The sequence below is a fragment of the Herbaspirillum sp. WTB6 genome (assembly GCF_057457785.1).
The window spans coordinates 837348-856846 of sequence record NZ_CP176522.1 but is presented as its reverse complement, the minus strand read 5'-3'; the positions used below and the strand labels follow the sequence as shown (position 1 = coordinate 856846).

The following is a 19499-nucleotide window of genomic DNA, read 5'->3' as shown; positions in this document are numbered from 1 at the left end:
AGAGGAATTCCGAATGAATGCAATTACCCGCAACGAGATCGCGCAGCTGGACGCGCCGGTCGTCACCTTTGAACTGAACGGCCGCACCGTCACCGGCCGCGAGAGCGAAACGCTGCTGCAGGTGGCGCAGCGTGAAGGTATAGAAATTCCGCACTTGTGCTACAAGGACGGCTTGGACACGGCCGGCAACTGCCGCGCCTGCATGGTGGAAATCCAGGGCGAACGCGTGCTGGTGCCGTCCTGCTGCCGCGCTCCCAGCGCCGGCATGCAGGTGCAGAGCGATAGCGCGCGAGCCCAGGCAGCGCAAAAAATGGTGCTCGAGCTGCTCTTGTCCGACATGCCCGAAACCGAATACACGCGCCAAAACGAACTTGACCAGTGGGCCGAAAAACTCGCGGTCGGCAAGCCGCGCTTCGCCGCGCGTCCTGCAGTGCAAGCCGATCTGTCGCACCCGGCGATGGCGGTCAACCTCGATGCCTGCATCCAATGCACGCGCTGCGTGCGCGCCTGTCGCGACGAGCAGATGAACGACGTGATCGGCCTCGCCTTCCGCGGCGACCAGGCCAAGATCGTGTTCGACATGGACGACCCGATGGGCGCCTCCACCTGCGTCGCCTGCGGCGAATGCGTGCAGGCCTGCCCGACCGGCGCGCTGATGCCGGCACGCGAGGTTGGTCTGATCGTGCCGGACAAGCAGGTCGATTCGGTCTGCCCGTATTGCGGCATCGGCTGCCAACTCACCTACAACGTCAAGGACAACAAAATCCTGTTCGTGGAAGGCCGTGATGGCCCGGCCAACCACAAGCGCTTGTGCGTCAAGGGCCGTTACGGCTTCGATTACGCGCACCATCCGCAGCGCCTGACCAAACCCCTGATCCGGCGCGCCGATGCGCCTAAGCGCGGCGATTTCACGATGGACCCGGAGCACGTGCTGGACGTGTTCCGCGAGGCAAGCTGGGAAGAGGCGCTGGCCTTGGCCGGCGGCAAGCTCAAGCAAATCCGCGACCGGCACGGCAAGAAATCGCTGGCCGGCTTCGGCTCGGCCAAGGGCAGCAACGAGGAAGCCTATCTGTTCCAGAAGCTGGTGCGGGTCGGCTTCGGCAGCAACAACGTCGATCACTGCACCCGGCTGTGCCACGCCTCGTCGGTGGCGGCGCTGCTGGAGGGCATCGGCTCCGGCGCGGTGTCGAACCCGGTGATGGACGTCACGCAAGCCGAGGTGGTGATCGTGATCGGCGCCAATCCAACCGTCAATCACCCGGTCGGTGCCACCTGGATCAAGAACGCGGTGAAGAACGGCACCAAGCTGATCGTCTGCGATCCGCGCCGCTCGGACATGGCGCGCATCGCGCACCGTTTCCTGCAATTCAAGGCCGACACCGACGTCGCGCTCCTGAACGCGATGATGCATGTGATCGTGCATGAGGGGCTGGTCGACCAGGGCTTCGTCGACAGCCGCACGCTCGGCTACGACGAATTGAAGAAGAACGTCGAAGGCTACAGCCCGGAAGCGATGGCGCCGATTTGCGGCATCGACGCCGACACCATCCGCTACGTGGCGCGCCTGTATGCCACTTCGAAGGGATCGATGATCCTGTGGGGCATGGGCGTGTCACAGCACGTGCACGGCACCGACAACGCGCGCTGCCTGATCGCGCTGGCGTTGATGACCGGCCAGATCGGCCGTCCCGGCACCGGCCTGCATCCGCTGCGCGGGCAGAACAACGTGCAGGGTGCGTCCGACGCCGGCCTGATCCCGATGATGTACCCGGATTACCAGAAGGTGTCCGACCCCCAGGTGCAGGCGCGCTTCGAGGCCACCTGGCAGTTGCCGGCCGGTACGCTCGATCCCCAGCCTGGCCTGACCGTGGTGGAAATCATGGATGCGATCGACCGGGGCGAGATCCGCGGCATGTACATTATGGGCGAAAACCCGGCCATGTCCGACCCCGACGCCAACCATGCGCGCGCGGCGCTGGCGGCGCTCGACCATCTGGTGGTGCAGGATATTTTCCTGACCGAAACCGCCTACCTTGCCGACGTCATCCTGCCGGCCTCGGCCTTTCCGGAAAAGACCGGCAGCTTCACCAATACCGACCGCACGCTGCAGATGGGCCGCCAAGCCATCGACCCGCCGGGCGAGGCGCGCCAGGACTTGTGGATCATCCAGCAGATGGCGGCGCAACTCGGCCTCGACTGGCAGTACGCGCACGTGTCGGAAGTGTTCGACGAAATGCGCCACACGATGCCCAGCATCGGCGGCATCACCTGGGACCGGCTGGAGCGCGAGCATGCGGTCACCTATCCGTGCGAGACGGAGGGCGATGCCGGCGAACCGGTGGTGTTCGTCGATCATTTCCCGACCGCCAGCGGCCGCGCGCGTTTTGTCCCGGCTGACATCATTCCCGCCGACGAGCGACCCGATGCCGAGTATCCGATGGTATTGATTACCGGCAGGCAGTTGGAGCACTGGCATACTGGGAGTATGACGCGCCGCACGGCGGTGCTCGACGCGCTGGAGCCCGATCCGGTGGCGCTGATCCATCCGCTCGATCTGGCGGCGCTGGGCGGCAAGCCGGGCGACGTCATCACGATCGCCTCGCGCCGCGGCGAAGTCAGCCTGTATGCGCGCGCCGATGAAGGTTCGCCGCCGGGCGCGGTGTTCGTGCCGTTCTGCTATTACGAGGCAGCCATCAACAAGCTGACCAACCCGGTGCTCGACCCGTTCGGGAAAATTCCCGAGTTCAAGTATTGCGCGATCCGCATTGCGCTGGGCGGTGCGCCGCCGCTGCAGGCCAGCTATGGCGGCGGCCAGGCGCTGGGGGTGATCACCGGCGGGTGAGGGCGGGGCATTGCGGTACATCGGCCGGCACGGCGTCTCAGGTCGCCGCGCCGGATTGCTGCAAAGCGGTGGCATCTGTGCCATGATCTAGCCACGCAATGGATTGACGCGCAAGACAATTCCCCCTTTTGAAAGGTGCGGTTGGTCATGAATGTCATCATGCAGCGCATCTCGCTCGACAACCGCTGGCGCCCCCATCAATGGCGGCCGCTGGAGGTCCTGAATGACGTGGCCCCGGCGCAGGGCGCCGCGCATTGCCTGCGCGATGATCCAGACGACACGCGCTGGATCTTTTCCGGATTCGATATCCAACTGTTCGCGGACGAAGCCGAGGGCTATTTCCTGAATGCCAGTTCGCCACTTCCCTGCTGGTTCATCATGTGGCGCCTGGAAGCGATCGACGGCATTGAAGTCGCAGTGCCGAAAGCCGTCACGCTTTCCTACAACGAGGCCGCGCGCTTGATGGATGGTGGCGAACAGGTTGATACCCTGCCCGCCTCGCGGCAGGTAATCGACTGGCTGCAGGAGTTCATCGGGCTGCACTATCGCCCCGAGGCCAAGAAGAAGCGCAAGAAACCCTCGTTTGAAGGCGGCGCTGCGGTCGAGGAAATGGCTCGGGCCGAAGGCGGGCGTCATGGCGGCTGACGATTTTTTCGCGCGCTGGAGCAAGCGGCGCCAGCCGGAAGCGGAGACCGTTCCGGCGCCAGTTGCCGTGGATGGTGCCGCCGCTGCTGTGCAGCCTGCTCCGCCGGAACCATCCGTACAACTGGCGCCGACCATGGAAGAGGTGAGCCGGCTGACTGCCGAATCGGATTATTCGCGCTTCATCGCGCGCGGAGTCGATGAAAGCGTCAAGCGGGCCGCCATGAAAAAGCTGTTCTCCGACCCGCACTTCAACCTGATGGATGGCCTCGATACCTATATCGATGACTACAACGTCTTCGAGCCGATTCCGCCCGACATGCTGCGTGCCCTGAATCATGCCAAGGCATTGCTCAATCCACTGGGGCAACTGGAAAAGCCGCTAATGGAGCTGGTTCAGAAAGTCGTGGAAATCGATCCGGCAATGCCTGCCGGCGCGGCGCAAGCCGCGGCTGCGGTGCTGCCGGATCCGCAGCCGGTCAGCGATCCGGCCGAACCCGGCATGCAGCAGCCCGATGTGCAGCCGCTCCCATGTGAAATACCAATAGCCACTCCGACGACTTCCGACCGAGGTACGACATGACGACACGCTTCAAGGTATGCAGCTGCAATCACACCATGCCGCTGGATGCTGCCGCCGGGGCCAAGCTGGGGGCGGCGCTGGGCACCGAGGCGCTGCCGGTCGCGCATCAATTGTGCCGTCGCCAGATCGGCGAATATCTGAATGCGATCGATGGTGTCGACACCGTGGTGGTTGCCTGCACCCAGGAGCGCCCGCTGTTTGCCGAACTGGCACAGCAAAAGAACTCAGCGGCGCCACTGCGTTTCGTGAACATCCGCGAGACCGGCGGCTGGGGCGCGCAAGCCGGAGCTGCGTTGCCAAAAATGGCGGCGCTCCTGGCCGGCGCGGCGCTACCCGATCCGGATCCGGTCCCGGCGGTCGGTTACGAATCGGGCGGCCACGTGCTGATCATCGGCACCGCTGACCAGGCGCTGCCCTGGGCCAGGAAGCTGGGTGGGCAACTGGAGGTGAGCGTATTGCTGACTGCCGGCCACGACAGCGGCGAGATGCTGCACGACCGCTCCTTCCCGGTTTTTTCCGGCAGCCGGATCGCAATTTCCGGCTGGCTCGGCGCCTTCAAGGTCAACTGGCGCCAGGACAACCCCATCGATCTGGAAGCCTGCACTCGCTGCATGGCGTGCATCGACGCCTGCCCGGAGAGTGCGATCGACCTGACCTACCAGATCGACCTCGACAAGTGCAAGTCGCATCGCGCCTGCGTCGCCGCCTGCGGCGCGATCGGCGCCATCGATTTCGCCCGCCAGGCCAGCGAGCGCAGCGGCGCATACGACCTGATTTTCGATTTGTCGAACACGCCGGTACTGGCCAGGCATCAATTGCCGCAAGGGTATTTCGCCCCCGGCCGCGACGCCGCGCGCCAGGCGGGCGATGCGCTGAAGCTGGCGCAGATGGTCGGCGAGTTCGAGAAACCCCGTTTTGTCCGCTACAAGGAAAAATTGTGCGCCCATGGCCGCAATGGAAAGATCGGCTGCACCGCCTGCATCGATGTCTGTTCCGCTGAAGCGATCAGCCATGACGGCAACCACGTCCGGATCGATCCGAACCTGTGTGCCGGCTGCGGTGCCTGCACCACCGTCTGTCCGTCAGGCGCGATCGAGTATTCCTGGCCGCGCGCAACCGATATGGGTACCCGCTTGAAAACCATGCTGGCGGCCTACCACCGCGCTGGCGGACAGCAGGCGGCACTGCTGTTCCACAGCAGGGAGCAGGGTGCGGCGCTGATCGAGCAGACTGGCCGGTTGGCGATGGTCGGCGGGCGCGGGATACCGGCGCGCGTGATCCCGATCGATGTCCATCATACGGCGGCAGTCGGGATCGACCTGTGGCTGGCGGCGCTGGCCTATGGCGCTGCCAATATCGCGGTATTGATGACCGGCGAGGAGGCGCCGCAGTATGTCGATGCGCTGGAACAGCAGATGGCCAGCGCACAGGCAATCCTGGCGGGATTGGGTTATGCCGGCACGCACGTTCAACTGCTACGGGTGGCGAATGCGGCGGAACTGGAAACGGCGCTGCATGCGCTGCAGCCGGCCGCGGTACCGCAGGCGCAAGCGAGCTTCAACGTCGCTGTCGACAAGCGTGGCACGTTGGATTTCGCGATCGATCATTTCCTGAAATTCGCGCCGCAGCCCGCCGAAGAAATCGCCTTGCCGGCCGGGTCGCTGTTCGGCACCGTCAACCTGAACACGGATACCTGCACCCTGTGCATGTCCTGCGTCGGCGCCTGCCCGGAGTCGGCGTTGATGGACAACACTGATTTGCCGCAACTGCGCTTCGTCGAAAAAAATTGCGTGCAATGCGGGCTGTGCGAGAAGACCTGTCCGGAAAACGCAATCACGCTGACGCCGCGCCTGCTGCTGACCGACGCCGCGAAAAAAGCGCGGGTGATCAACGAGGCGGCGCCGTATCACTGCATTCGCTGCCAGAAGCCGTTCGGCACCTTGCAGATGATTAACAACATGTTGAGCAAGCTGTCGCTGCACGGCGCCTTCGCCGGCAATCTGGACCGCATCAAGATGTGCTCCGATTGCCGGGTGATCGACATGATGGAAAACAAGCAGGAAGTGTCGATTCTCGATGTGAGCCGGCGGCATTGATTTTTAGGAACCAGGGACGTTCATGACAAACGAAGAACCGCTGATTGCCGAGACGCCTGGGCGCGATGAGGAACTGGCGCGGGCCGCCTGGTATGGCACCCTGGCTAGTCTCTTTTATGCGCCACCTTCACAAGAACTGCTGGACCGAATCGCCGCCACCGAATCGGGCGGCGGCGGTTTCCTCGAGGACGCCTGGCTTGGGTTGGCGGCCGTCGCCCAAACGACGGATGCCGAAGCGGTGCGGGACGAATACGAACGCCTTTTCATCGGCGTCGGCAAGCCGGAAGTCATGCTGTATGGATCCTATTACCTGTCAGGCTTCTTGATGGAGAAGCCTCTGGTCGCCTTGCGTACCGATTTGGCCGCCTTGGGCCTTCAGCGTGCCGACACAACGGTTGAGAGCGAAGACCATATTGCCGCCTTGTGCGAAGTGATGCGCTATCTGATTACGTCGGATGATTCTGTGCATTCCGGCCTGTCGGTGCAAAAAAAATTCTTTGCCGAACACCTGCAGCCGTGGGTCAATACCTTGTGGGAGACGCTGGAACGGCGAGGGGACGCGGCATTTTATGGGCCGGCCGCGCGGGTGGCACGCTGCTACTTTGAAATTGAGATGCAGGCATTTGATCTGTTCGGCTGACTTGCCACAAGGAAATTTGTCGATGGAAATGTCTTGCGCCGGCTCAAGATATTATTTGTTGCACTTGTTGGAAGAAGCTGCAATACTGCATTTTAAATAAACAATTAAAAAACGCATTTCTTCCTGTCGTATCCTTTTTGGAGACAAACATGACAGAGCAAAAGAAAATCGCGAGGCGCAGCTTCTTTGCTGGCCTTGGCCTGGTCGCAGCAGCCGGTCTGGCCGTCAAACTCTCCCCTAAGGCAAGTCCCTTGAATTCGTCTGCACCGGAAGAACCGGCGGGCGACGGTTACCGTTTGACCGAGCACGTCAAAAAATACTACCGCACCACCGCAATCTAACCAACGAGGTGACACCATGCTGTTGACTCGCAAGGGCCAGGGCGGCCAGCATTCCCACTCGCGTTTTGCGTCGAGCTTGTCCGATTCCCTGTCGCGCGCCCTGCCGACTATGGATCGGCGGATGTTCCTGAAACGATCCGGAATCGGCGTCGGTGCGGGTATTGCAGTCTCCCAGTTGGGGTTGATCGAAAAGGCAAAAGCGGCCGCCGATGACAAGCCTGCTGGCAAGAAAATCGAAGTCAAACGCACCGTTTGCACCCATTGCTCGGTCGGATGCGCGGTGGATGCGGTGGTCGAAAACGGTGTCTGGGTCCGGCAGGAACCGGTATTCGATTCGCCGTTGAACCTCGGTGCCCACTGTGCCAAGGGGGCCGCGCTGCGCGAGCATGGGCATGGCGAATATCGCCTGAAGTATCCGATGAAACTGGTCAACGGCAAGTATCAGCGCATCAGCTGGGACCAGGCCTTGAACGAGATTTCCGCCAAGCTGCTGGAAATCAAAAAGGCCAGCGGGCCGGACGCGGTGTTCTGGGTCGGCTCTTCCAAGCACAACAACGAACAGGCGGCGCTGTTGCGCAAGTTCGTGTCGTTCTTCGGCACCAACAATTGCGACCATCAAGCGCGCATTTGCCATTCGACGACGGTCGCAGGGGTCGCGAATACCTGGGGCTACGGCGCCATGACCAACAGTTACAACGATATGCAGAATTCGAAAGCTGCTCTGTATATCGGATCCAACGCAGCCGAGGCGCACCCGGTCTCGTTGCTGCATATGCTGCACGCCAAGGAAAGCGGGACCAAGATGATCGTGGTCGATCCGCGCTTTACCCGCACCGCAGCCAAGGCGGACCAATATATCCGTATCCGGTCCGGTACCGACATCCCGTTCCTGTACGGCCTCTTGTATCACATCTTCAAAAACGGATGGGAGGACAAGAAATACATCCATGATCGCGTCTACGGCATGGAGAAGGTTCGGGAAGAAGTGATGACCTGGACGCCGGAAAAGGTCGAAGACGCCTGCGGCGTGCCGGAAGCAGAAATGTACAAGGCAGCGGAGACGATGGCGAAGAACCGGCCATCCACCCTAGTCTGGTGCATGGGACAAACCCAACACAGCATCGGCAACGCCATGGTGCGGGCGTCCTGCATCGTGCAACTGGCACTCGGCAACGTCGGGGTGTCGGGTGGCGGGGCGAACATCTTCCGCGGCCATGACAACGTGCAAGGCGCGACCGATATCGGTCCCAATCCGGATTCATTGCCCGGCTACTATGGGCTGGCGACCGGCGCCTGGAAGCATTGGTGCGCCGCCTGGGGCGTCGATTACGAATGGGTCAAGAAGCAATATCCCTCGCAAGCGATGATGGAAAAATCCGGTACCACGGTGTCGCGCTGGGTGGATGCGGTGCTGGAGAAAAACGATCTGATCGATCAGGACAACAATGTCCGGGCGATCGTGTTCTGGGGTCACGCGCCAAATTCGCAAACGCGCGGCCTGGACATGAAAAAAGCGTTGGACAAGGTGGATCTAATGGTCGTGATCGACCCCTATCCGTCGGCCACTGCGGCGATGACCGCGATGAAGGTCGAAGGCCAGGAATTGAATCCGAACCGCGCCGCTTATTTGTTGCCGGCCGCAACCCAGTTTGAAACTTCGGGCTCGGTGACCGCTTCGAACCGTTCGCTGCAGTGGCGCGAAAAGGTGATCGAGCCGCTGTTCGAATCGCGCACCGACCAGATGATCATGTACCAGCTGGCAGAAAAGCTCGGATTCGGCAAGGAGTTGGTGGCGAAAATCAAACTGGTGTCCGGCAAGGGCGGGATGATGGAACCAGAGCCGGAAGACATGCTGCGCGAGATCAATCGCGGCTCCTGGACGATCGGCTATACCGGCCAGTCGCCGGAGCGGTTGAAGGCGCACATGCGCAACATGCAGATGTTCGATGTGAAGACGCTGAAATGCAAAGGCGGCAAGGATGCGGCTACAGGCTATGACCTGACTGGCGATTATTTCGGACTGCCGTGGCCGTGCTATGGAACGCCGGAGCTCAAGCACCCGGGTTCGCCCAACCTGTACGACACTTCCAAACATGTGATGGATGGCGGCGGCAATTTCCGCGCCAATTTCGGCGTGGAACGGGAAGGGGTGAATCTGCTGGCCGAAGATGGCTCCTGTTCGCTGGGTTCCGAAATCCCAACCGGCTATCCCGAATTCGACCATGTGCTGCTGAAAAAACTGGGTTGGTGGAACGATCTGACGGACGCCGAGAAGCAGGCGGCCGAAGGCAAGAACTGGAAGACCGACTTGTCGGGCGGAATCCAGCGTGTGTGCCTGAAAGTGCATGGCGTGCATCCGTTCGGCAATGCCAAGGCACGCGCGCTGGTCTGGAATTTCCCTGATCCGGTACCTTTGCATCGTGAACCCATCTATGGCACACGACCGGACCTGGTCGCCAAATACCCGACGCACGACGACAAGAAGGCATTCTGGCGCATGCCGACCCTGTATAAATCGCTGCAGCAGAAGAATGTCGAAGCAAAATTGTACGAAAAATTCCCGATCATCCTGACTTCCGGCCGGCTGGTTGAATTTGAGGGCGGCGGCGAAGAGACGCGCTCCAATCCGTGGCTGGCCGAACTGATGCAGGAAAATTTCGTCGAGATCAATCCGAAAGCTGCTGCCGACCGCGGTATTCGAAATGGCGATTTCGTGATCGTAGCAACTCCGACGGGGGCCCGTATCAAGGTCAGGGCGCAGGTCACGCCGCGCGTCGGACCCGATACTGCGTTTGTTCCCTTCCATTTTTCCGGTTGGTGGCAGGGCAGGGATCTGCTCGAATATTATCCAGAAGGAGCCCATCCGGTCGTGCGTGGCGATGCCGTGAATACCGCAACCACGTATGGTTACGACTCGGTGACGATGATGCAGGAAACCAAAACCACGATCTGCAATATCGAGAAATTTCAAGCCTGAATTGAGGTCGCACAGGGGAGTCGGGCAGCTTTCATCTTCGGCTTGATCTAAAACCGGACGGGCCCGCATCCGGTCGGACAAGGAGACAAGGCAAATGGCACGGATGAAATTTATTTGCGACGCGGAACGCTGCATCGAGTGTAACGGCTGTGTAACCGCATGCAAGAACGAGAACGAAGTGCCCTGGGGCGTGAACCGGCGCCGGGTGGTGACCATCAATGATGGGGTAATCGGCCAGGAAAAATCCGTATCGGTCGCCTGCATGCATTGTTCCGATGCGCCGTGCATGGCGGTCTGTCCGGTAGATTGCTTTTACCGTACCGATGACGGTGTGGTACTGCATGACAAGGATATTTGCATTGGCTGCGGCTATTGCTCCTATGCGTGCCCGTTCGGCGCCCCGCAGTTTCCATCCAACGGCACGTTTGGTTTGCGTGGCAAGATGGATAAGTGCACATTTTGCGCCGGCGGCCCTGAACCTGACGGCTCGCAGGCCGAGTTTGAAAAATACGGCCGTAATCGGCTGGCCGAGGGTAAATTGCCGGCTTGTGCGGAAATGTGTTCCACCAAGGCATTGCTGGGCGGGGATGGCGATGTGATCGCGGATATTTTGCGTACCCGGGTGATCCAGCGTGGCAAGGGCAGCGAGGTTTGGGGTTGGGGCACGGCGTACGGCAAGTCGCACAATCCGGAGGCGAAAGCGCCCGAGGAGAAAAAATCATGATGCGGCTTATCGGAATTTTCCTGCTGATTGCAGGCTTGGCCGCATGCAGCGAACCAGACCAGTCTTTGCGTACATCGAATGCGAAAGTGGATGGCAAGGCGTGGCAGGGCGCGCAGAATGCTTTTGTTACGCCGGGTTGGCAGCCGGGCGACAAGATGCGCTGGGAAACCCAGCTTCGTAATCGTGCGCAAACGCAGAATGAATACCTGAAGGTTCACTGACCGCATGGCGCAGGAGTCATCATGAAAAAATTGATTGCCGGCTTGGCATTGGGTTTTTCGCTGATGGTGCTGCTGACCGGTAGTGCCGTGGCCCAAAATCAAGATGCCGGCCGCGTCGTGGCAGCTCCCGGTACGCCGCAATCCATTCCGAACGTGGAATCGGAATCGCTCGATTATCTGAAACAGAATCAGGCAGAAAGGACCCGCGACCAGCCCGGCAATCTGGCGCCGACCTATCGGATCGTAAAAGAAGGGCGGCAGAATTATTCCAGCTTGCCGGCGCGCGAGGCTGGCGTACTGATCCAACCGAAGGTTCGGTTCCCGGGGCAGGCGCACGCCACGACTGCGGGGGAGGCTTGGCGCAATTACCGCAATGGTCCGCTCAGCCAGATCGGCGGCTGGATGCTGATTGTGGCGCTACTGGCTGTTGTGGCAGTGTATTTTCTGTTTGGAACGGCAAAATTGAAAGAGCGTCCGAGCGGACGGGTGATCGAGCGCTTTACCTCTCTGGAGCGCGTCGCGCACTGGACCACCGCAATCAGTTTTGTTCTGCTGGCGTTGACTGGCATTACCATGCTGTTCGGCCGCTACATCATATTGCCGCTATTCGGCCCAAGTCTGTTCGGATGGTTTTCGTTTGCGTGCAAGAATATTCATAATTTCGTCGGTCCCATTTTCACGATAGCGCTGGTCGTGGTTTTTCTCCTGTTCGTCAAGGACAATCTGGCGGAAGCAACGGACGTGAAATGGCTGACCCGGCTGGGCGGCTTGTTCGGCAAGGAAAATGTCAGTTCGGGGCGTTTCAATGCCGGCGAGAAGCTCTGGTTTTGGGGTGGGGTGGTGGTACTCGGCCTGTTTGTCAGCAGTTCCGGCTTTGTATTGAACATGCTGATTCCAGGTTTCGATTACACACGTGGAAACATGCAAATCGCTAACGTGGTTCATATCATCAGTACCGTGATCTTCATGAGCATTGCGCTTGGGCATATCTACATGGGTACGCTCGGCATGGAAGGCGCCTATAAAGCAATGGCCACTGGTTACGTTGATGACGAATGGGCAAAGGAACATCACGACCTTTGGTACAACGAGATTCAGAGCGGAAAAATTCCACGCGTCCGCAGCGAAGAGAGCGCCAACAAAACCGGCGCTGCTTATCGGCTACCGGCCGAGGGTTGAATGCGGCCTGCGTACCGGATTTGTTGTATCGTTGCCTTTGCGCGCTGATGGTCAAGTCAGCAAATGATTAATCCACCATGAAGTGTGTTGCCTGGCGCAACTTGCAAACCTATGTCGTTTCGCCCGCTGCTGTCCAATTCCAGTGCTGATCTGACCCGCGAGGTCGAAGCGGTGGACGAGCGTGGCCGGGTGTCGACCATCTCGATTCCGGCGGAACGCCCGCTGACGATGTATGTGGACAAGCGCGAATTGGTAACCTTGATGACGCTGGGAGGCGCGCCAGAAGCTTTGACGCTCGGCTATTTGCGCAATCAGCGGCTGGTCAAGAAAATCGAGGACGTTTTGTCGGTGCAGGTGGACTGGGAGGTCGAGGCGGTTGCGGTTACCACTCGCAGCGGCATTGCCAACGTCGAGGAACGCACCAAGAAACGGGTGGTCACCACCGGCTGCGGACAGGGATCGGTATTCGGCGGGCTGATGGACGAAGTGGACAAAATCCAGTTGCCGCCGGATGCAAGGCTGGCGCAGGCTGTTGTGTACAAGATTGTCGATACGATTCGGACCCAGCAATCCATCTACAAACAGGCGGGGTCGGTGCATGGTTGTGCATTGTTTTCGGCCAGCGGAGACCTACTCTATTTTGTCGAGGATGTCGGGCGCCATAACGCGGTGGACGCGATTGCCGGCAGAATGTGGTTGGACGGTATCGACGGCGATGACAAGGTTTTTTACACGACCGGCCGTTTGACTTCCGAAATGGTCATCAAGGGAGCGCAGATGGGAATTCCATTTCTGCTCTCCCGTTCCGGCACGACGCAAATGGGGCACATGGTTGCCGAGCGTTTGGGCATGTCGCTGCTCGCGCGCTGCTCGGGCAAGCATTTCCTGTTGCTGTCGGGCCGCGAGCGCCTGTTGCTGGACCCGGCGTTGGCGTTGGCCGGCGGGGCGTTGAAAGTCGCATAGATTTCGTCCACGCAGACAAGCGGGTAAAATGGGGTTTTTCCGCATCGCGGCTTTGGCTATCCAAGGCCGTTTTTATTTGCCATGACTGTGCGCACCCGTTTTGCTCCAAGCCCCACCGGTTACCTTCATTTGGGCGGTGCCCGTACCGCACTCTTTGCGTGGGCATATGCGCGCCACTTCAGCGGCACCTTCATTTTGCGTATCGAAGATACCGATCTGGAGCGCTCCACGCCGGAAGCGGTACAGGCAATCCTGGACGGCATGCAATGGCTGGGCTTGCAACACGACGAGGGGCCGTTCTATCAGATGCAGCGCATGGATCGGTACCGCGAGGTGATTGCGCAGATGCTGCAGGCAGGGACCGCCTACCATTGCTATTGCACCCCCGAGGAAGTCGAGCAAATGCGCGAACGCCAGCGTGCCGCTGGCGAAAAGCCGCGCTACGACGGCACCTGGCGGCCGGAACCGGGCAAGGTATTGCCACCAGTGCCGGAAGGGCGCAAGCCGGTGGTGCGCTTTCGCAATCCGGTCGATGGCGATGTCAGTTGGGACGACCTGGTGAAAGGTCCGATCCGAATCGCCAATCGCGAGATGGACGACCTGGTGATCGCCCGGCCGGACGGCACACCGACCTACAATTTCTGCGTTGTGGTCGATGATTGGGACATGCGAATCACGCACGTGATCCGCGGCGACGACCATGTCAACAATACACCGCGCCAGATCAACATCCTGAAAGCGCTGGGCGCCACGCTGCCGCAATACGGTCATGTGCCGATGATCCTCGGCGCCGACGGCGAGAAGCTATCGAAGCGGCATGGCGCGGTCAGCGTCATGGAATATCCGGCGCAAGGGTATTTGCCGGAAGCGATGCTCAACTACCTCGCGCGACTCGGATGGAGCCACGGTGACGACGAGATATTTTCGATGCAGGAATTCTGCTCCTGGTTCGACCTCAGCCATCTGTCGAAATCGCCGGCACAGTTCAACCCGGAAAAGCTGGCATGGCTCAACAATCATTACCTGAAGGCGGCCGATGATGACCGCCTGGCTCAGTTGGTGCGGCCGCTGCTGGAACACGCCGGCGCGCAATTTGATGGCGCCCCCGACCTGCCAGCGGTGTTGGGCTTGCTGAAGGAACGCGCCAATACCACGGTCGAACTGGCAGATGCGGCGATGCTGTTTTACCGGCAGCCGAATCCGGATGCCGATTTGCTTGCGCAGCATGTCAGTGAAGCGGTCAAGCCGGCGTTGGTCGACTACCTGGAGCGTTGTCGCAGCGTCGAATGGAATCGACAGCAATTGTCGGCGATGCTGAAAGAAGTGCTGAAGGCGCATCAGCTGAAGATGCCGCAATTGGCGATGCCGTTGCGCTTGATGATTACCGGACAGTTGCAGACGCCGTCGATCGACGCCGTGATCGCGTTGTTCGACCGTGACGTGATCATTGCCAGACTCGAGAAATATCTCGCATAACTACTGAAAGTAGATTTACACAGAGGGAAAAGCTTTGCTATAATCTCGTTTCTTTGCAGGGGGTATAGCTCAGCTGGGAGAGCGCTTGCATGGCATGCAAGAGGTCAGCGGTTCGATCCCGCTTACCTCCACCAACAAAGAGTAGTCAGGTCGGTAGTACGGACAGGTCACTGTCCCCATCGTCTAGAGGCCTAGGACATCACCCTTTCACGGTGAGTACAGGGGTTCGAATCCCCTTGGGGACGCCAAATTTCCAGATTCATCTGGTACGAAAAAAAACCCTGATTATTCAGGGTTTTTTTCGTTTCTGGATGCTACTAGTTTCTGGCTGCTACTACACAGTTGGTTTTTGGGTTATGTCACAAAACGATTGCGAACGGTCGAGAGGCAACGCTTTGCGCCAACTTCGAATTCGGTAGTATCGTACCAAGCGTGGCCGGCGGCTTTTGAGCCTCACGCGTTAGGTCTGAGATATCGCGCTTCTTCGCAATCCCTCGCCGTATCCACTGAAATTCTTCAAGCAAGAAAAATGCGCTCCTCCCGAGAGAGCACTGGGAGTGCGGGCCCTCATGCCCGCGCAGGGGTATCGCTGGTTGCGGCAAACCATCGGTATGCCGACCTTGCTGGTTGCGGGATCCTTGGCGAGTTCCGTCGGCTTGCGCTTGAAATCATTCATTGACTGGCGGTGCCATAGCTTGCCTCCGATAGTCGAACCATGCCTATCGAAAACACCCGTCCTTCAGTGGCAAATCTCATGGATTTTTTCATCTCTTTCTTAAAAACGTGGACAATAAATTTGCATTCATCAACCGGTGCTAATTTGCGGAGTGCTCCCGCTATTCAAGGCTCCTCGCCTGCTCTCGCAGGGCAAATTTCTGGATCTTGCCCGTCGCCGTTTTCGGCAACGGCCCGAGAATCACGGTGCGCGGGATCTTGAAGCCGGCTAGCCGTTGGCGGCAAAATGCGATGAGTTCATCGGCGCTGGCTTGTTGGCCTTCCTTGAGCGTGACGAAGGCGCAGGGCGTTTCACCCCATGTCGGATCCGGCCGGGCTACGACTGCCGCTTCCAGTACCGCCGGATGCGCATACAGGGCATCCTCGACCTCGACAGTGGAGATGTTCTCGCCGCCGGAAATCACGATGTCCTTGGCGCGATCCTTGACCTGGATGTAGCCATCCGGATGCACCACGCCCAAGTCCCCGGTGTGAAACCAACCGCCGGCGAAAGCTTCCGCCGTCGCCGCAGGATTGCGAAGATACCCTTTCATCACGGTATTGCCGCGCATCATGATTTCACCCATGGTGCTGCCGTCGGCCGGCACCGGCTCCAGCGTCGCCGGGTCGAGCACGCGTACCTGTTCCATATTGTGCTTGCGCACGCCGATGCGGGATTTGAGAGCAGCGCGTTCGGCCATCGGCAAGGCATCCCATTCCTCGTGCCAGGCGCAGCTCACCGACGGGCCGTAGGTCTCGGTCAGGCCATAGAGATGGGTGACGCTTATCCCCAGCGTTTCCATGGCGGCGATGATGGTAGCGGGCGGCGGTGCGCCGCCGGTCTGCACTTCGACCGGATGCGATATCGCGACCTGCACTTCCGGCGGTGCGTTGGCGAGCATGTTCAGGATCACCGGCGCGGCGCAGAAATAATCGACGCGATGCATGGCGATCGCCTCGAAAATGGCCGCGGCTTCCACGCGCCGCAGACAGACATTGGTGCCGGCCAGCACCGCCATGGTCCATGGGAAACACCAGCCGTTGCAATGGAACATCGGCAGCGTCCACAGATAGACCGCATGCTGCCGCATGTTCGAGGCCAGCACGTTGCCGACCGCATTCAAGTAGGCGCCGCGATGATGGTAGACGACGCCCTTGGGATTGCCGGTGGTGCCGGAGGTGTAGTTGAGGCACAGCGATTGCCATTCGTCTTCCGGCCAGTCGTAGGGCTCGTCGGCGCCGCCGCTCGCCAGGAAGGCTTCGTATTCGCAGTCGCCCACGAGTTCACCGGGGCCGGTGTAGACCGGGTCGTCGATATCGATCACGCGCACGGTCCGCACGAGCTTGGCCAGCACCTTTTTCACGGTGGCCGAGTATTCGCGGTCTGCAAACAAGATCGCGGCGCCGCTGTGCTCGAGGATGAAGGCAAGCGTGTCGGCGTCGAGCCGGGTATTGAGCGCATTCAATATGGCGCCGGCCATCGGCACGCCGAAGTGCGCTTCGTACACCGCCGGGATGTTCGGCGCCAGCACCGCGACGGTATCACCGCGCTGCACGCCGGCGTGCTTCAAGGCCGAGGCCAGACGGCGGCAGCGCAGATAGGTCTGGCGCCAGGTATGGCGCTGGGCACCGTGGATGACGGCCAGGCGATCCGGATAGACGGCAGCGGCGCGTTCGATGAAGTTCAGCGGCGACAGCGCCACGTGGTTGGCGGCATTCGGTTCGAGGCCGGCTTCCTGGTAGATGGGCGAAGTAGTCATGGTGTCTGCGCGAAGAGAGAGCGGAGGGTTTGGCGTTGGTTTAGCGGCGGTTCAACCGGTTTCGGCCATGGCGCGCTGCGCGCACGCCCAGCCGAGTTCTGCCAAGGGTTGCGCCTTGAGCCCCATTTGTACGGCATCGGCGGCATTGGCGTTGCCGTCGCGCGCCCGGCCGGCGATGCCCTGCAGGATAGCGGCGATGCGGAACAGGTTGTAGGCCAGGTAAAAATCCCAGTGCGCGATGCCGGCGCGGCCGGTATGGCGGCAGTAGGCGGCAATGTAGGACTGCTCGTCGGGAATGCCGAGCGCCGCCAGGTCGAGACCGCCGATGCCGCGCCACAGCGTGGCTGGGATGTGCCAGCTCATGCAGTGATAGGAAAAATCGGCAAGCGGATGGCCGAGCGTCGACAGTTCCCAGTCGAGCACCGCCAGCACGCGCGGCTCGGTGGGGTGGAATACCAGATTGTCGAGCCGATAGTCGCCATGCACGATCGAAGTCTCGTCGCCCGCCGGAATGTGCGCCGGCAGCCAGTTGATCAGCGCATCCATGGCAGCGATCCGCGTGGTCTGCGAATCGCGGTACTGGCGGCTCCAGCGAGCGATCTGGCGCGTGAAATAGTTCCCAGCCTTGCCGTAGTCCGCCAGGCCGACGGCGGCGTAGTCGACGCCGTGCAGCGCCGCGATCACGCGGTTCATTTCGGCGTAGAGCGCGCTTCGCTCAGACGCGCCCATATCCGGCAGCGACTGGTCGACGAAGATGCGGCCATCGACGAATTCCATCAAGAAGAAGGGTGTGCCAATGACTTCTGGGTCGGCGCAGTACAGATGCATGCGCGGTACCGGCACGCCGCTGCCGGCCAACGCCTGCATTACGCGGTACTCGCGATCGATCGCGTGCGCCGAGGGCAGCAGCTTGCCCGGCGGCTGCTTGCGCAGCACCAGCCGCTCGCCGCCGCTGCGCAACAGATAGGTCGGGTTGGATTGGCCGCCCGACAGCGGCGTGATTTCGAGTGGCGCCGAACCGATGTGGCCGCCGGCTTTCAGGTAGGCCTCCAGCTGCTCGGCATCGAGGCTGAAGCCGTTTTCCGGGCGTGCGGGACTGCTCATGATGCGGCAGGTCCGGACGAGGCGGCGGCGCTTGCGCCATCCCATTGCCAGAAGGCGTCGCCTTCGTCGATCAGGTATTTGGCGAGCACCATCTTGTGCACCTCGGAAGCGCCGTCGACCAGGCGCGCCTGGCGCGCGTAGCGATAGATCCATTCGAGCGGCGTGTCCTTCGAATAGCCGCGCGCGCCGTTCAGCTGGATCGCGGTGTCGGCGGCCTTGTGCAGCGTCTCGGATACGACGATCTTGGCCATCGAAATTTCCTTGCGCGCGAAATCGCCCTGATCGAGTTTGCTTGCGGCGCGCATGGTGAGCAGGCGGCCGATCTCGATCTGCATGGCCGCCTCGCCCAGCAGCCACTGCACGCCTTCGCGCTCGGCCAGCGGACGGCCCTGGCTGTGGCGCGTTTGCACATAATTGCGGGCGATCGCCATGGCGCGGCGCGACAGTCCGAGCCAGCGCATGCAGTGCGTGAGGCGCGCCGTGCCGAGGCGGATTTGGGTCGCCTTGAGGCCGTCGCCGACGCTCATCAGGCGGTTTTCGTCAGGGATTTCCAGGCCGTCGAACACGAGCTCGCAGTGGCCGCCATGCTCCTCCGGGCCCATGATCGGAATCCGGCGCTCGATGCGCCAGCCCGGCTGGTCAGCATCGAACAGGAACGCGGTGAGGCCCTTGCGCGGATCGTCCGAGGTGCGCGCAATCAGAATGAAATGCTGCGCCACGCTGGCGCCGGTGATGAACCATTTGCGGCCGTGGATCAGCCAGCGGTCGCCGCGGCGCTCGGCCGTGGTCTGGATCATGCTCGGATCGGAGCCGCCGCCCGGGTGCGGTTCGGTCATGGCGAAAGCGGAGCGCACCTTGCCGTCGATGATCGGCTGCAGCCAGCGCGCTTTCTGCGCTTCGGTGCCGACCTTGTTGAGCAGGATCATGTTGCCATCGTCGGGTGCTGCGCAATTGAAGGTCACGGGACCGAAGATCGAATAATTCATGGCTTCATAGCAGGCCGCCATGCCGACCACCGGCAGTCCCATGCCGCCGCGCGCCGGCGGCATCTGTGGCGCCCACAAGCCGGCGGCGCGCGCCTTGGCGCGCAGGGCTGCCAGCACCTCGTCGCGGATATTGTCGTGTTCGTCGTAATTGGCGCGGTCGGCTTCGACCGGGAGCAATTGCTCCGTAACGAAGGTGTTGATGCGCTGGCGGATGCCTTCGATCTCGGGACTGATTGAAAAATCCATGAAAA

At 60.9% G+C, this 19499-nt stretch carries 15 protein-coding genes and 2 tRNA genes; 14 read left to right on the top strand and 3 right to left on the bottom strand.

Annotated elements, in window-relative coordinates; translation table 11 throughout:
* The first annotated feature begins 13 nt into the window (after positions 1-13).
* The 14 genes from fdhF to ACK2VC_RS03840 all read left to right on the top strand — a co-directional run bounded on the left by fdhF (position 14) and on the right by ACK2VC_RS03840 (position 14932).
* Entirely contained in the window at positions 14-2842 is a 2829-nt protein-coding gene (fdhF, locus tag ACK2VC_RS03905; RefSeq protein ID WP_486732288.1) for a formate dehydrogenase subunit alpha, read from the top strand.
* Between the two features lie 147 nt (positions 2843-2989).
* On the top strand, positions 2990-3487 hold the full coding sequence (locus ACK2VC_RS03900) for a DUF3305 domain-containing protein (protein WP_486732287.1): 498 nt from the start codon (positions 2990-2992) through the stop codon (positions 3485-3487).
* Complete coding sequence (locus ACK2VC_RS03895) at positions 3477-4067, top strand: DUF3306 domain-containing protein (RefSeq protein ID WP_486732286.1); 591 nt, start codon at positions 3477-3479, stop codon at positions 4065-4067. The genes ACK2VC_RS03900 and ACK2VC_RS03895 overlap by 11 nt, the downstream gene beginning before the upstream one ends.
* Complete coding sequence (locus ACK2VC_RS03890; protein ID WP_486732285.1) at positions 4064-6163, top strand: 4Fe-4S binding protein; 2100 nt, start codon at positions 4064-4066, stop codon at positions 6161-6163. Before ACK2VC_RS03895 ends, ACK2VC_RS03890 begins: the two co-directional genes overlap by 4 nt.
* A gap of 22 nt (positions 6164-6185) precedes the next feature.
* Positions 6186-6803 (top strand): TorD/DmsD family molecular chaperone, encoded by a 618-nt coding sequence (locus ACK2VC_RS03885; protein ID WP_486732284.1) that lies wholly within the window; start codon positions 6186-6188, stop codon positions 6801-6803.
* A 149-nt stretch (positions 6804-6952) separates the two neighbouring features.
* A complete protein-coding gene (locus ACK2VC_RS03880) occupies positions 6953-7144 on the top strand; it encodes a hypothetical protein (RefSeq protein ID WP_486732283.1) in 192 nt (63 codons plus the stop codon).
* A gap of 16 nt (positions 7145-7160) precedes the next feature.
* On the top strand, positions 7161-10121 hold the full coding sequence (locus tag ACK2VC_RS03875; RefSeq protein WP_486732282.1) for a formate dehydrogenase subunit alpha: 2961 nt from the start codon (positions 7161-7163) through the stop codon (positions 10119-10121).
* Between the two features lie 94 nt (positions 10122-10215).
* Positions 10216-10845: a formate dehydrogenase FDH3 subunit beta gene (gene fdh3B / locus ACK2VC_RS03870; protein WP_486732281.1), complete on the top strand. Its 630-nt coding sequence runs from the start codon at positions 10216-10218 to the stop codon at positions 10843-10845.
* Positions 10842-11066: a hypothetical protein gene (locus ACK2VC_RS03865; protein WP_486732280.1), complete on the top strand. Its 225-nt coding sequence runs from the start codon at positions 10842-10844 to the stop codon at positions 11064-11066. Before fdh3B ends, ACK2VC_RS03865 begins: the two co-directional genes overlap by 4 nt.
* Before the next feature lie 21 nt (positions 11067-11087).
* Complete coding sequence (locus ACK2VC_RS03860) at positions 11088-12245, top strand: formate dehydrogenase subunit gamma (RefSeq protein ID WP_486732279.1); 1158 nt, start codon at positions 11088-11090, stop codon at positions 12243-12245.
* Positions 12246-12356: 111 nt separating this feature from the next.
* Positions 12357-13208, top strand: coding sequence for a formate dehydrogenase accessory sulfurtransferase FdhD (locus ACK2VC_RS03855; RefSeq protein WP_486732278.1), 852 nt, complete (start codon positions 12357-12359; stop codon positions 13206-13208).
* 81 nt (positions 13209-13289) lie between these two features.
* Positions 13290-14684: a glutamate--tRNA ligase gene (gene gltX / locus ACK2VC_RS03850; RefSeq protein ID WP_486732277.1), complete on the top strand. Its 1395-nt coding sequence runs from the start codon at positions 13290-13292 to the stop codon at positions 14682-14684.
* Positions 14685-14742: 58 nt separating this feature from the next.
* Positions 14743-14818 (top strand) — tRNA-Ala (locus ACK2VC_RS03845).
* A 38-nt stretch (positions 14819-14856) separates the two neighbouring features.
* A tRNA-Glu gene (locus ACK2VC_RS03840) sits at positions 14857-14932 on the top strand.
* 588 nt (positions 14933-15520) lie between these two features.
* Here ACK2VC_RS03840 and ACK2VC_RS03835 read toward each other — a convergent pair.
* Genes ACK2VC_RS03835 through ACK2VC_RS03825 form a run of 3 tightly spaced genes read right to left on the bottom strand, consistent with a single transcriptional unit; the run spans position 15521 to position 19494 of the window.
* Positions 15521-17158, bottom strand: coding sequence for an acyl-CoA synthetase (locus ACK2VC_RS03835; RefSeq protein WP_486732276.1), 1638 nt, complete (start codon positions 17156-17158; stop codon positions 15521-15523).
* Positions 17159-17209: 51 nt separating this feature from the next.
* Positions 17210-18262, bottom strand: a complete 1053-nt coding sequence (locus ACK2VC_RS03830; RefSeq protein WP_486732275.1) for a phosphotransferase family protein — start codon at positions 18260-18262, stop codon at positions 17210-17212.
* Positions 18259-19494: an acyl-CoA dehydrogenase family protein gene (locus tag ACK2VC_RS03825; protein WP_486732274.1), complete on the bottom strand. Its 1236-nt coding sequence runs from the start codon at positions 19492-19494 to the stop codon at positions 18259-18261. The genes ACK2VC_RS03830 and ACK2VC_RS03825 overlap by 4 nt, the downstream gene beginning before the upstream one ends.
* Between the last annotated feature and the right edge of the window lie 5 nt (positions 19495-19499).

Excerpts from the sequence above, each read along its gene's own strand:
- gltX (WP_486732277.1), top strand. The coding sequence starts at position 13,290 with ATGACTGTGCGCACCCGTTTTGCTCCAAGCCCCACCGGTTACCTTCAT.
- ACK2VC_RS03865 (WP_486732280.1), top strand. The coding sequence starts at position 10,842 with ATGATGCGGCTTATCGGAATTTTCCTGCTGATTGCAGGCTTGGCCGCA.
- ACK2VC_RS03880 (WP_486732283.1), top strand. The coding sequence starts at position 6,953 with ATGACAGAGCAAAAGAAAATCGCGAGGCGCAGCTTCTTTGCTGGCCTT.
- ACK2VC_RS03855 (WP_486732278.1), top strand. The coding sequence starts at position 12,357 with ATGTCGTTTCGCCCGCTGCTGTCCAATTCCAGTGCTGATCTGACCCGC.
- ACK2VC_RS03900 (WP_486732287.1), top strand. The coding sequence starts at position 2,990 with ATGAATGTCATCATGCAGCGCATCTCGCTCGACAACCGCTGGCGCCCC.
- ACK2VC_RS03890 (WP_486732285.1), top strand. The coding sequence starts at position 4,064 with ATGACGACACGCTTCAAGGTATGCAGCTGCAATCACACCATGCCGCTG.
- fdh3B (WP_486732281.1), top strand. The coding sequence starts at position 10,216 with ATGGCACGGATGAAATTTATTTGCGACGCGGAACGCTGCATCGAGTGT.
- ACK2VC_RS03830 (WP_486732275.1), bottom strand. The coding sequence starts at position 18,262 with ATGAGCAGTCCCGCACGCCCGGAAAACGGCTTCAGCCTCGATGCCGAG.
- fdhF (WP_486732288.1), top strand. The coding sequence starts at position 14 with ATGAATGCAATTACCCGCAACGAGATCGCGCAGCTGGACGCGCCGGTC.
- ACK2VC_RS03875 (WP_486732282.1), top strand. The coding sequence starts at position 7,161 with ATGCTGTTGACTCGCAAGGGCCAGGGCGGCCAGCATTCCCACTCGCGT.
- ACK2VC_RS03825 (WP_486732274.1), bottom strand. The coding sequence starts at position 19,494 with ATGGATTTTTCAATCAGTCCCGAGATCGAAGGCATCCGCCAGCGCATC.
- ACK2VC_RS03895 (WP_486732286.1), top strand. The coding sequence starts at position 3,477 with ATGGCGGCTGACGATTTTTTCGCGCGCTGGAGCAAGCGGCGCCAGCCG.
- ACK2VC_RS03835 (WP_486732276.1), bottom strand. The coding sequence starts at position 17,158 with ATGACTACTTCGCCCATCTACCAGGAAGCCGGCCTCGAACCGAATGCC.
- ACK2VC_RS03860 (WP_486732279.1), top strand. The coding sequence starts at position 11,088 with ATGAAAAAATTGATTGCCGGCTTGGCATTGGGTTTTTCGCTGATGGTG.
- ACK2VC_RS03885 (WP_486732284.1), top strand. The coding sequence starts at position 6,186 with ATGACAAACGAAGAACCGCTGATTGCCGAGACGCCTGGGCGCGATGAG.